Below are 13,491 nucleotides of genomic sequence, written 5' to 3' on the forward strand. Positions count from 1 at the left end.
TGATCTCTTCCTCCTTCTAACGAATCGTTAAAAACTCAGCGATTGGACCTAATACAAGTACAGGGAAGAATGTTAATGCTCCGATAACTAATACAGTACCAATCAAAATCACCCCAAATGTGGCGTTGTCTGTCCGAAACGTACCAATTGTCTCCGGCACAGGCTGTTTTTGAACCAATGAACCCGCCACGGCTAACATAGCAATAATCGAAATATATCTTCCCAGTAGCATCACCAATCCTGTCGATATATTCCAGAACGGTGTATTATCACCTAGTCCCTCAAAACCCGAACCGTTATTGGCGGCTGAGGAAGTATACTCGTAAATCACTTGTGAAATCCCATGGAATCCCGGATTGCTAATCGCATCCGTACCTAAATGCGTCATAAACGCAACGGCTGACGGCCCCAGAATAATAAAAGGATGTAACAGTAAGGCGATGACAATCAATTTAATTTCCCGCGGCTCAATTTTCCGTCCTAAAAATTCCGGTGTACGTCCTACCATGAGCCCAGCTAAGAATACAGCTAGAATCGCATACATTAACATATTGACAAATCCTACACCATCACCGCCAAACACATTGTTTAGCATCATTTGCGAAAGTGGAACTAACCCACCAATTGGAGTGAGTGTATCATGCATGTTGTTGACTGTTCCGGTTGTCGCAGCGGTTGTGACTGTCGTAAACAAACTAGACAATGGAATACCGAATCGTACCTCTTTTCCTTCCATACTCCCTTGGGAAGAAGAGAAGCCCAGTTTATTCAGCATAGGGTTTCCAGCTTGCTCAGCGCTGTAAACGACGGAAAGCATGACAAGGAAAATCGCGAACATCGTTGCAAACAATACCCAACCTTGTTTACGGTTTTTCACAGCCAGCCCGTAAGTAAATGGTATAGCAGCTGGAATACACCACATCGACAGTATTTCAATGACACACGTAAGAGGATTCGGATTTTCAAAAGGATGAGCAGAGTTTACTCCGAAAAACCCTCCACCGTTCGTTCCTAAATGTTTAATCGACTCCAGTGAAGCCACAGGTCCCAACGCTAATGTTTGCACTTTTCCTTCCAATGTAGTGACCGTTGCACTAGAAGCGAATGTTTGCGGCACGCCCAGCGCAACAAGAACAAGCGTCACAATGACGGAAAGAGGGAGCAGAACTCTCACATTCGCTCGAATGAAATCTTGATAAAAGTTACCAATTGTTTTCCCTTTTTTAGATAGGGCACGAATAATCGCCATCGCAATAGCTAAACCACTAGCCGCTGAAGTAAACATCATCATCGTGACAAAAATCATCTGTGATAAAATGGAAAGACCTGTCTCACCACTATAATGCTGTAAGTTTGTATTGGTCATAAAGCTGACCACTGTATTAAACGTAAGTGTAGGTTCCATATTATCAATTTTCGCGGAATTTAAAGGCAAATATTTTTGTAATCTTAATATGAGATAAGAAATTCCTAAAAGAACAGCATTGACTGAAAGGAAAGCAAATGAATATTTTTTCCATCCAGTCTCTTCAAGATTTTTAATACCTGACGCTCGATAAATGATTTTTTCAATAGGGAGAAAGAAACGATCGAGCTTGCTTGTCTCCTTGAAGAAAACTACATACAAATATCTCCCTAACGGTATGGCGAGCGTCAATAATAAAGCAAAGATGACGATAAACTGTAAAATGGCGTATCCCATGATTGAAAGCTCCTCCTATCCTTCATTCAAGTAAGTTAAAATTTCTCAGGATAAATCAACGCATAAACCAGATAAACAAACACCATTAAAGTAATAGCGCCAATGAGCCACATCATTGTTCTTCTCCTCCATGCACTACATCGTCACACCAAATCGTAAATCCGTAAAATAAAGCAAAAGTTAAGACCAATAATAAAATCATGAAAATATCCCACACGATTTTTTCCTCCTAATAAAGATAGTCCGCTAATTTTATAATCTTCCCCAAAAAATTCAATATTATCACTTATTATCCATCCACAAGCACAAAAAACCAACAGGAGGGTATCCTGTTGGTTTTTCGGCAACAACAAATAACCCCTCCTCTCATGACGCTTACGAGGTTAGCTGACGGATTCGGGTGATGAGAGTCACCCTACTCATCCAGAACAATCACAAGTTCTGAATGAGATTCACCCCATGTGATCAATAAGATCACGGTTGGTTCCCCCGCTCCTATTCGGATTCAGCGACTATTAGGGAAATCATTAATTTATGAAGTTGTTGGTATAATCATACTCCTTTCCAATGTTTTTGGCAAGTAGAAAATGGCTCTTACGCAATCTTGGTGATAGGGAGGGAGTAATTGAGAAAATCAGTGTGCAAATAGAATTTTTTAGCTTCTCATTCTCAATTATCTCGACTTTTCACCAAAAGAACGTAAGAACCGAAAATGTATGAAATGGCAATTAAAAATGCATACATACACTTGCCAAATTCCATGGTTAACGTTGAGAGATTGAGTCTTTGTATCGGTGACTTTCACCATTGAAGATGATTAAATGAGAATGATGAATCAGCCGATCAATGACGGCCTCTGTTAAAATGGGATCGCCAAAGACATTATTCCATTGGCTAAAAGGTAAATTGGTTGTCACAATGATGCTTTTGGTTTCATAACACATGGAAATAACTTGAAATAATAACTCTGCCCCCTGTTTATGCAATGGAATATAGCCCAATTCATCAAGAATCAAGAGATCCAACTTTTCGATTTGATTGAGAAATTTACCAAGGTCACCTTTTTCATTGGCCTCCAATAAAGCATTGACAATGGAGGCGGCCGTATAGAACTTCACTCTTTTTCCTTGTTTTTTCATCAAATTGAGGGCGATGAGAGTGGAAAGGAATGTTTTACCGGTTCCCACTCCGCCATAGAAGATAAGGTTTTCCTGATTTTTCGTAAACTCACCTTCTAAAATATAATCTTTTGTGATGCCTGGGGCTAGTTGAATCTCCCGCCAATCATAAGGTTTATTTGGAATTTTCGGCAATGTCGCCTGTTTTAGTAGTAAATTTATCCTTCTCTCATCTCGATGCTGCACTTCTCGTTCAAACAGCTTCAGTAAAAATTCCTCATTTGTTTCCGCATGGATGGTATGGTAATTGGCTGGAATCCAGCTTAATTTTAGTCTTTTGGCATATTCCTTAATCATTTGTTCCATGATGCCACATCTCCTTGGGATTCGAATAGGCGGTCATAATGCCTTACTCCTCGGATGGCTTCCGGCATATCTGGAACGTGTTTTTTCGGTTGAATTGGCTCTCGTATACCTCTTCCATTGATTAATTGATAAAATACCTGTTTAATCGATTCTACTTTCGGATGACCATACTGGGAGGCAATCCTCAAAGCCTGTGTCGAAACTTCGAAATCATGTTCTTTTAGTAAAACAGCTAGTAGTTGTAATGCTTCCTTCTTTTCTTGAACGGTACAATTGGAAAAATAATTTTTCCATTCTTCCGGCATCTTTTCATAGAAATCCGTATATTTTAATGCATTTGGCCTTTTGGCCATTAACGTAAGATATGGTTGCCATTTCATTGATTTTTGTTTTGTGCCATATAAACGCTCGTGCTTGATAATCAGCTCATGCTCTTCTGTTAAAATGGCAATCTCATGATAAGAGATCTTTGCCAAAACCTTTTGTTTGGCAAAACGGGGAGACGTGGAATATAAATTGTTTTCTAAATGGATGAAACCATACTTATCAGCCGTGACCTGCTCATATCGGACACATTCAAATTCTTTGGCTGGCAATTGAAGAAATAACGCTTGTTCTTCTTCAAATAATTCAGCGATGAGTCGCTCCTTCTCATAATGCGGACGATTCCAGTCCTTCTCACATTTCTCCCATAAAGATTCATTAAAACTTTCTAGTTGATAGATTGTTTGTTCAGGTAAAAAGAAATTGTTTCGAATATATTTCACCTTTGATTCGACATTCCCTTTTTCATTTCCGCTGGCTGGGTTGCAGAACTCGCATTCAAAGCCATAATGTAAAACGAATCGTTGAAATGTCTCTGTCAATTCTCTTTCTCCGTTTGGCAAGATCGTTTTTACTGCAGGGGAGAGATTATCAAAACGAATGACCCTTGGAACCCTTCACATATAGTGAAAGATTCGTTTTAATCCTTCCAAGAAACATTCTTGATTTTGAGCTGGCATGACTTGCACATAGGCCGCATTACTGTAAGGGAATGAAACGACCAGGTAAGGAAAATCGACGTATTTCCCCTGATAGAGAAAAGGAGCTTCTCCAAAATCAACTTGAGCCGTTGCAGGTTTCGATTCTAAAGGTAACGCAGCTGGTTCACTTTGTTCGAGCAGTTCTTGTTTTCTTTTTGATACATAGAGCCGAACAGAACGATCTGAACCTGTAAATCCATATTCTTCTTTTAAGATTTCATACATTCGTTTCGCAGTTCTTCGATATTTTTTCTTCTTTGTCAAGTCCTCTTTAATCCATTGATCCAATATCGGTTTCACTGGATCCATCACTTTCGCTTTTCTCGTTTGTTTAACTTTTGAGGGATTGAAGTCTTCCATTTCCGCATACTTCTTCACTGTTCTTGGATCACGATTCATTCTTTTGGCAATATCGGAATAGGAACATCCTTTTTGGTTTGCTTCATATCTGATATAATGAATTTCAGCCACTGCTAACATCTCCTTGAATACCTCCCGTTGAACTGTTTTGTCCAACTAGGAGGGTAGTGTATTTGGGGAATGTTGGCAAGTGGTTTTTTGTTTTATAGGACCTGCATAAATTAATTGCCAAACGTTACATTTTTAGGGCTCTTACGCAATCTTGGTGATAGGGAGGGAGTAATTGAGAAAATCAGTGTGCAAATAGAATTTTTTAGCTTCTCATTCTCAATTATCTCGACTTTTCACCAAAAGAACGTAAGAACCATAAAAGTGCAGAGCTTTGCAAAGGAAAAATGCAGAGTCCTGCACTAAATTTTTGTGCATAAACAAAAAAAGACTTGCCAGTCACCCCAAGTCCCACTACAGTAATTGTGTCAAGCAATTGGTAGTGGAGGTAAGAAAGGATGCTAGCAATGTCTGATATTAATTGTATCAAACATTTAAGAAATAACAAAGGTTTATCTATTTCAGAAATACAAAGAACAATGGGAATTAATTGGCGAACAGCTAAGAAGTATGCGGATGAAGATCAACTCCCTAAACAGAAATCATTTAAAAAGAAAGGGATGATGTATGAGGAAAAGTGGGGAGTAATTGTTTCAGATTGGCTTTTTGAGGATTTAAAGTTAAGGAAAAAATTAAGAAGAACAAAGAAACAAATATTTGAAGAACTAAAGGAAATGGGTTTCCAAGGTTCTTATCGTACTGTTTGTTACTTTATCTCTGAATGGATGAATACTCACCAAGAAGAAAAGGATAAAGGGTATGAAAGATTAGAACATCCTCCGGGTGAAGCTCAAGTAGACTTTGGAGTAATGGAAGCTGTACGAGATGGAGAAATTGTGGATATTCATGCTTTAGTTATGACGTTTCCTCATAGTAATGCTGGATTTGCAGTACCGTTACCAGCTGAAAATCAAGAATGCTTCTTACATGGTCTCAATATTCTTTTTAAACAGGTTGGGGGAGTACCTAAAAGGATAAGAATCGATAATTTGACCCCCGCTGTGAAGAAAAAAAGGACAAAAAATGAAGAAGCACAATTAACTGATGAATTTGTTCAATTTCAGAATTATTATGGCTTTGATGTGCAGGTATGCAATCCAAGAAGTGGCCATGAAAAAGGAAATGTTGAGAATAAAGTTGGATATATACGCTATAACTTTTTTACTTCAGCTCCAATAATGGACAGCTATGAGGGTTTAACTAATCAATTATTTCATAAATTAGAGGCGGACAGAAATAGAATTCATTATGCCAAAAACGTACGTATTGAGGACTTATGGCAGGAAGAACGGGATTATCTTCTAGCATTACCGGAAAAGCCCTATCCTGTATTTAAAGAGCATCTTGTTAAAGTAAACAAATATAATGAAGTGAAAGTGGATCAGACGTTGGTTCATGTCCCTAAGGGTGGCAACTATAGTCAATTACAAATGATATTAACATGGGATCAATTAAAGATTGTTTCACCTAATGGGGAGATATTATTGGATGACTATCGGCCATATATGAAAAAGCGAAAAGCATTACCATGGCTTTCAATAATTAAAACATGGATTCATAAACCAAGGGTTGTAGAATATTCGCGCTATCATAAGTATTTACCGGGAAGAATTAAAGAATTTTTGTTGGTAGATAATTTAATTATTCGACGAAAACGATTAGAAGCTCTAGCTAGTTTATTAGTTTCTCATGACATGAAGAAGATTAATGAAGAGTTCTATGAATTAATTGCACAGGATAAGCTACCTAGTGATAATAATCCTTATGAAGTGGACTGGAGTAAATACGATTCATTAGCTCCTAGAGAGGAGGCTGTCAATTGAAACAGGACATTAAAGAATTGTGTAAGTCATTGAGGTTAGCTTATGTTGCGGATGTATACGAGCAAATACCGTTTGAAACTCCGGAACAATACTTGTATGGGCTACTTAAGGAGGAAATAAGATTAAGAGAAAAAGCGAGAGCGATCCGCTTGATAAAAAAGGCGAAGTTCTTAGATAAAAAGAGTTTACATGATTACGAGTGGACCGAACAACTTCGGTTCCCTCCTCACTTAACCAAAGAGGATTTGTGTAGCCTACAATTTATTGAGAATCGAGAAAATGTAGTTTTAGTTGGTTCACCCGGGACAGGGAAGACTCATTTAGCCACAGGACTAGGGAAAAAAGCTTGTGAACTAGGTTATGAGGTTCGTTTTTACCGTGTTGCCCACCTAGTTGAGGAATTAGAGCAAGCTTTACGTAACAACCGTTTATCAGCATTTAGAAAACGGATGGAGAAGGTTGATTTGGTCATTTTAGATGAAATGGGATACTTACCATTTAGTAAAGAAGGAGCTGAATTATTATTCCAAATTATATCGGAGTTTTATGAACAGAAAAGCGTAATTATTACATCTAACTTAGAATTTAGTCAATGGAACCGGATCTTTACAGATTCTCGTTTAACAGCAGCGTTAGTGGACAGGCTAATTCATCACGCCCATATCATCTCTTTTCATGGCGAGAGCTATAGACTGTCCCACGCATTGTCGAAAAGGAATTAAATGGGTGGCAAACCTCTGCATTTTTCATTGCATTTCTCTGCACTTTTCTATTGCAAAATACAAATACTTTATGCTGAAGGAGGTTGCACATATGTTCAAAAAAATCGTCATTACAAGTGCTGCTCTCATGTTGTTGACTGCGTGCTTAAACGATGAATCAAAGGATAATAATGATGCAAACAATCAAGTTAGTACAAAGACGGAAGTTAACACGACAAATGAATCGGCAGTGAATGCAAATGTAGATATTACGAATCCAACGGTATCAATGAAAGAAGCAGTTGATACATTTTTAGAAGCTTATCCAGATGCAAATATTGAATCCATTGATTTAGATTCCGGTTTTGGTGGTCTTCATTATAAAATTGACGGCTTTGATTCAGCAAATGAATATGCAGCGGTAATTGATGCGGAGACTAAAGAAATGAAGGTAAATGAAGTCGAAGCCAACCGGGATCGCGAGGAAGCATTGGATTTTTCAAATATCATTGAGCCGAATGAAGCCATCGAAAAAGCTTCTGCTAAAGATGAAGTGAACGGCTTTACTCCAACAGGCTGGTCTCTTGAAGTGGAAAATGGAAAGTCGCAATATTCAATTGAATACAAAAAGAATGCCGATGAAATCGAAATCAAAGTGGATGCAACAACAGGTGAAATTTTAAAAGTGGAAATGAATGACTAATTAGGTAGGAACCTATCAAAATTATTATATGAATGAGGCTGGGACAAATCTAAAAAAACATCATTTTCTCCAAGGAGAAAATGATGTTTTTTTGATATGTTACTGTAGTTGAGCAATTTTAATTACAATAATTACCATGTAAAAGAGACAAATAGGGTACCCCTTATGCCACGTGGAGCTGTTTTTTCACGGTATCAATGGGAATATTTTGTTTTGCTGCACGATAAATGAACTCCACGAGGCTATGTCCTTTTCTCTTGCGCAGGAGATCGAGCCCATCCGAAACATCACTGTTTGACTCGAACATGCTGTACACATACGCAAGTTGCACCAAGATCCAATACCGTTTCACCGCCCGACGCCCGCGAACGCGGTATCCATCGAGTTTCAGCTGGTCTTTCGCTTGACGGAAAAAACATTCGATCGACCAACGCTCGGCATAGTAGCGCAAGATCTCTTCATCGCTTAGCTCGCGATCGGTGCTCAAGACGCAATGAAGATGTTTCGGCGTCATCGGCTGATCGGCTTTCCATGCGAGCAGCACCACGGCATCCTTGAGACCGTTCAGAGCACCTTCGTAGCGATACACCCGATAACGCTCTTTTCCCACCGTGACGAGGCGGGTATCCCGTGGCTCCATAGATTTGGCAAATTCCTTTGCTTGAATGGCCGTCCCTTTTGGATAGAGAATCCGATTCGTCTTCAGCATCGCGATGACGTGGAACCCTTTTTTCAAGCAGGCTCCCACGAGGGTTTTCGATGGATACCAAGAGTCCATGAGCACATAAACGGGGCGACTCACATCCAAAGAAGAAAGCATCTCGATCGCGAGTTCCCCCTTGCTTTCCCCAGCCGCCTTGTCGTAGAGGCGAAAGGCAAAAGGAAACGCTTGGGTCATCGTATGAACCATGAGCCAAACGAGAGAATGTCCCCAGATCGACTTTTTCTCTACGTGAGAATAGTGCCAATCACACCCTTGAATGGCGTGTGTTGCCCGTGACGAGGGCTTCGTTTTTTGGCAAATTGTATCATCGATCGAAACAAAAATGGGTTGATTCTCTCGTTTCGAGCTGCGTTCGACACGATGAAGCACCCACTGTTGGAGTTTGCGAAGCAGCGTCTCTTCCTCCCATGGGCTTTTCGTGAAAAAATGGCTGAGTGTCGTGCGATGGTTCGGATGAAAACTCCCATGATGTAGATCGGTCAGCGTTCCCGAAAAGCCCTTTGTAATCATCGCATCCACGATATGAACGAGATGCTTCATCACAGGTTTCGAGAAATAAAGGGTCAACCCCAACATCGTGAAAAACTTGTGAATTCCTTGATGATGTGCTAATCTATTCATGAGACATGAACCTCCTTGTGGATAGTTGTGGCACATCTATTCTAACCAAGGAATCGGGTTCATGTCTTCTTTTTTGTTTGGTTGTAAATTTATGTTAGTAAATTTGCTCATCTACAGATGTTATTAAAATTGATTTCCGTTCCGGGGACGCTTTCCGCAGGCCCTCCTCTGATTCATTCCTTCGCTCCTCGTGGTCTCGAGAGGGCTCGTCGCAGGAAAGCTTTGAATTTACTTCCTTGAACTTTCTCCGCTTTGCGAGTAAGCGTGCTCGACAGGAACTCGCCCTGTCACTCCAATCAATTTTTTACAAACAGCGAGTAAATCGTTGAACCCTTGGAATACTAATGATGAACAGTATAGAGGAAAAAACAAATGTATCGAGAATCATTAGCATTGCATAAATATAGTTAGAATTTTCTGTTAATTATTTTTTGTGAATTTGTGCCAAAAAGATAAAACCTAAAGAAAGGTGGTACTGCCCATTTGGTAAATATATACAGTTAAATCAGAGTGACAACGACAAAAGGGAGATTATGGACTGGCTCGCCCATCAAATTTTCGCAACCAAACATAAGCTGGTTTCCACAGAGCTCTCTTTAACCAACGAGTAATTCGAAGTAGGGATTTCTTACTTTTCATCTCCAATTGAATGAGAACATGTAAGCAATACGTGATTAATCATGAAAAAATTATTGAAGCTGAAATGTGTAATATTTATAATATTATTCAAGTTGTGTGTTGTACAACAAAAATAATCAGCTTGCATAGGAGGGGTTGGGTTGATTGAAAAGCTTGTAGAAACGGTGAACGGGTGGCTATGGAGTCCTTTTTTGATTGCATTCATTGTTTGTTGCGGTTTGTATTTTAGCATTCGCACCCGTTTCCTGCAAATCCGCCATGTGAAAGAGATGATCCGGCTTGTGACGATGGGGAAAAGCTCTGAGGCCGGGGTGTCTTCTTTCCAGGCGTTGACGATGTCGTTGTCCGGCCGCATTGGCGTCGGGAACGTGGCCGGGACGGCGACGGGGATTGCTTATGGAGGGCCGGGCGCTGTCTTTTGGATGTGGGTGATCACCTTTATCGGAGCGGCGACCGCGTATGTCGAGTCGACGCTGGCGCAAATTTATAAAGAGGAACAAGACGGACAATACCGCGGCGGTCCGGCGTTCTACATTGAAAAAGGCCTTGGCTGGAAATGGTTTGCGGTGGTGATCGCCGCGGCGATTATTCTCTCGATGGCGGTGCTGATGCCGGGAATTCAAGCAAACTCGATTGCCGACAGCTTTTCGAATGCGTTTGGCATTCCGAAATTGGTGACGGGAATTTTCGTGATTGCCGTTCTTGGCTTTACGATTTTTGGCGGAGTGAAGCGGATCGCGAAAACGGCGGAAATTGTCGTGCCGTTTATGGCAGTTAGCTATTTGTTGGTCGCGATTGCCATTATTGCGGCCAATATTGAAAAAGTCCCGGATGTGTTTGGTTTGATTTTCAAAAGCGCGTTTGGCGCTGATCAAGTGTTTGGCGGCATTCTTGGTTCGGCGGTGATGTGGGGGGTCAAACGCGGCCTTTATGCGAATGAAGCGGGGCAAGGGACGGGCGCCCACCCGGCAGCGGCGGCGGAAGTGTCCCACCCGGCGAAGCAGGGGCTTGTGCAGGCATTTTCGATCTATTTGGACGTGTTCTTGATCGTGACGGCGACGGCGCTGATGATTTTGTTTACAGGTCAATACAATGTGATCAATGAAAAAACGAGAGAGACGATTGTCGAGAATTTGAAAGGGGTGGAACCGGGCGCAGGGTATACGCAGGCGGCGGTGGACACGCTCTTCCCGGGATTCGGGTCGGCCTTTATTGCGATCGCTCTGTTCTTCTTCGCGTTTACGACGATATACGCGTATTACTATATTGCCGAGACGAACCTCGCCTATTTGGTGCGCAGTGAAAAGAGGGGAACGGCCTTCTTTGCCTTGAAGCTCGTCTTTTTGGCGGCCACGTTCTATGGAACGGTCAAAACGGCGACGACGGCGTGGGCGATGGGCGACATCGGGCTTGGTATCATGGTGTGGCTCAACTTGATTGCGATCTTGTTGTTGTTTAAACCGGCCTATATGGCCTTGAAAGATTACGAAGAACAGCTGAAGCAAGGGAAAGATCCGGAGTTCAACGCGTCGAAATACGGAATCAAGAACGCGGAATTCTGGGAAAATGGATATAAGAGATGGGAAGAAAAGAAAGAGAAGGCATTGTAACAGGTTGATTGGTTGGAGTCGATGGTGTCCTGGATGCAGCGGGACACCCTTTTTTTGAGATGCGAATAGTGCCTGGCACTGTTCGCTAAAAGAAATTTCGAAAAATTTTCTTTTTTGTCTTGTTTTTTTTAGGCGTTGCTTCTATAATTTGAATCAACAGCAGTCATATGGTCATCAGACGACTAAGTAATCAGTTTTATCATGGGAGAAATCGGTGAAAACAGAAAGGGGAGGTTTTTATGTGGAAGCAAGATTTTACGCCGGTTGCTGATCAATTGGCACTGTCAGCGGTTGTTGCGCTCATTCCGATTTTATATTTCTTTTGGGCGTTGGCAGTGAAGCGAATGAAAGGACATATAGCGGGAGTGACGACGCTAGCCGTTGCTTTGGTCATTGCTGTAATCGCTTACAAAATGCCGGTTAGTATGGCAGTGATGTCGGCAACGCAAGGAGCGGTATACGGGTTATTGCCAATCGGTTGGATTATTATTACATCTGTCTTTTTATATAAACTGACTGTGAAAACAGGACAGTTTGATACGATTCGCGACTCGGTCTTGTCGATTACGGAAGATCGTCGATTGCAAGCGTTGTTGATTGCTTTTTCGTTTGGGGCATTTTTGGAAGGAGCTGCTGGATTTGGGGCACCGGTCGCGATTTCTGCGGCATTGCTTGTCGGATTAGGGTTTAATCCCTTATATGCAGCTGGTATTTGTTTAATTGCTAATACAGCGCCAGTTGCGTTTGGAGCCATTGGAATTCCGATTACTGCTGTTGCTGGTCCGACGGGCATTCCAGCGATGGAAATCTCGAAAATGGTCGGTCGCCAGTTGCCATTTTTGTCGTTATTTATTCCATTTTATCTCGTATTAATTATGGCTGGATGGAAAAGGGCAGTCGAAGTATTGCCAGCTGTTTTAGTATCTGGTATCTCGTTTGCGCTTACTCAATATGCAAGCTCAAACTTTTTAGGGCCAGAATTACCAGATATTTTATCGGCACTTGTTTCACTAGTTGCCTTAGCTGTGTTTTTAAAAGTTTGGAAGCCAAAAAGCGTGTATCGTTTTGAGAGTGAAACGCGTGCTACATTCGCCACATCAACAAAACATACAAGTGGTGAAGTATTTAAGGCGTGGTCTCCATTTTTAGTATTAACAGCGTTTATCTCTATCTGGGGAATTCCACAAGTAAAAGCGGCGCTAACAGGACATTACGAAGGAACGAACGCGTTATTGAAAGCGCTTAATACATTAGGTTCTTCGTTAACATTTATGCCGGAAGTGCCTGGATTAAGCAATAAAATTGTGAACGCGAGCGGCCAACCGATTTTAGCTGTTTATAAACTAGAGTTGCTTGGAGCAGCAGGAACAGCAATTTTATTTGCAGCGATTGTTACGAAATTTATCGTTCGTATTTCTTGGCGTGAATGGTTTGCGACGTTTGGTGAAACGCTTAATGAATTAAGATTCCCGATTGTCACTATTGCTTCGGTTGTCGGTTTTGCCTATGTGACGAACGCCTCTGGCATGAGCACAACGCTCGGGATGACATTGGCGAAAACAGGCTCTCTCTTTGCTTTCTTCTCGCCGTTTTTAGGTTGGCTTGGTGTATTTATTACCGGCTCAGATACATCATCAAACTTGTTGTTTGGAAACTTGCAAAAAGTAACAGCGACGTCGCTCGGCATGGATCCAGTGCTTGCGGTAGCAGCGAACTCATCTGGTGGAGTTGTCGGAAAAATGATTTCTCCACAATCAATTGCAGTTGCCTGTGCTGCAGTAGGATTAGCTGGCAAAGAATCCGATCTATTCCGCTTTACTGTGAAGCATAGTATTTTCTTAATCATTTTAATTGGCATTTTAACGTTCTTACAGTCAACTGTACTTTCATGGATGATTCCTTAATGAATGGAAGGGACATTCGGATGCAGAGGAATATATATTTCTCTGCACCGGAAGTTCCTTTTTTATTTAAACCTCTATATAAAATTT

Annotated in this window: 9 protein-coding genes, 1 pseudogene and 1 riboswitch; of the genes and pseudogenes, 5 read left to right on the plus strand and 5 right to left on the minus strand. The window is 41.2% G+C overall.

Annotation, left to right across the window (positions count from 1 at the left end; translation table 11 throughout):
- Positions 1–16: 16 nt before the first annotated feature.
- The 4 genes and pseudogenes from kdpA to istA (NSQ23_RS01865) all read right to left on the minus strand — a co-directional run bounded on the left by kdpA (position 17) and on the right by istA (NSQ23_RS01865) (position 4,691).
- The gene (gene kdpA / locus NSQ23_RS01850; protein WP_339172530.1) at positions 17–1,702 is read right to left on the minus strand and encodes a potassium-transporting ATPase subunit KdpA; all 1,686 of its coding nucleotides are present in this window, start codon (positions 1,700–1,702) and stop codon (positions 17–19) included.
- A 143-nt stretch (positions 1,703–1,845) separates the two neighbouring features.
- Positions 1,846–2,055, minus strand: coding sequence for a hypothetical protein (locus tag NSQ23_RS01855; protein WP_339172533.1), 210 nt, complete (start codon positions 2,053–2,055; stop codon positions 1,846–1,848).
- Between the two features lie 5 nt (positions 2,056–2,060).
- Positions 2,061–2,223, minus strand: a riboswitch (cyclic di-AMP (ydaO/yuaA leader).
- Positions 2,224–2,466: 243 nt separating this feature from the next.
- Positions 2,467–3,186: an IS21-like element helper ATPase IstB gene (gene istB / locus NSQ23_RS01860; protein WP_013399917.1), complete on the minus strand. Its 720-nt coding sequence runs from the start codon at positions 3,184–3,186 to the stop codon at positions 2,467–2,469.
- A pseudogene (istA, locus tag NSQ23_RS01865) lies at positions 3,174–4,691 on the minus strand (IS21 family transposase). The gene istB (NSQ23_RS01860) and the pseudogene istA (NSQ23_RS01865) overlap by 13 nt, the downstream one beginning before the upstream one ends.
- Before the next feature lie 395 nt (positions 4,692–5,086).
- Between istA (NSQ23_RS01865) and istA (NSQ23_RS01870) the strand changes: the two are divergent.
- From istA (NSQ23_RS01870) to NSQ23_RS01880, 3 genes are all read left to right on the plus strand, one after another.
- Positions 5,087–6,502, plus strand: a complete 1,416-nt coding sequence (gene istA, locus NSQ23_RS01870) for an IS21 family transposase (protein ID WP_339172535.1) — start codon at positions 5,087–5,089, stop codon at positions 6,500–6,502.
- Positions 6,499–7,224: an IS21-like element helper ATPase IstB gene (gene istB / locus NSQ23_RS01875; RefSeq protein WP_339172538.1), complete on the plus strand. Its 726-nt coding sequence runs from the start codon at positions 6,499–6,501 to the stop codon at positions 7,222–7,224. Before istA (NSQ23_RS01870) ends, istB (NSQ23_RS01875) begins: the two co-directional genes overlap by 4 nt.
- Before the next feature lie 91 nt (positions 7,225–7,315).
- Complete coding sequence (locus NSQ23_RS01880; protein WP_339172540.1) at positions 7,316–7,906, plus strand: PepSY domain-containing protein; 591 nt, start codon at positions 7,316–7,318, stop codon at positions 7,904–7,906.
- 163 nt (positions 7,907–8,069) lie between these two features.
- Here the strand turns inward: NSQ23_RS01880 and NSQ23_RS01885 are convergent, their stop codons facing one another.
- Positions 8,070–9,251, minus strand: coding sequence for an IS701 family transposase (locus tag NSQ23_RS01885; RefSeq protein WP_339172542.1), 1,182 nt, complete (start codon positions 9,249–9,251; stop codon positions 8,070–8,072).
- Between the two features lie 779 nt (positions 9,252–10,030).
- Between NSQ23_RS01885 and NSQ23_RS01890 the strand changes: the two genes are divergently transcribed.
- Together NSQ23_RS01890 and NSQ23_RS01895 are read left to right on the plus strand one after the other, a co-directional pair.
- The gene (locus NSQ23_RS01890; RefSeq protein WP_339172544.1) at positions 10,031–11,500 is read left to right on the plus strand and encodes an alanine/glycine:cation symporter family protein; all 1,470 of its coding nucleotides are present in this window, start codon (positions 10,031–10,033) and stop codon (positions 11,498–11,500) included.
- Between the two features lie 239 nt (positions 11,501–11,739).
- Complete coding sequence (locus NSQ23_RS01895; protein WP_339172546.1) at positions 11,740–13,404, plus strand: L-lactate permease; 1,665 nt, start codon at positions 11,740–11,742, stop codon at positions 13,402–13,404.
- The last annotated feature ends 87 nt before the right edge of the window (positions 13,405–13,491 follow it).

This window comes from Anoxybacillus sp. FSL W8-1294, assembly GCF_037965005.1.
GTDB classification, from domain to species: Bacteria; Bacillota; Bacilli; order Bacillales; family Anoxybacillaceae; genus Anoxybacillus; species Anoxybacillus flavithermus_G.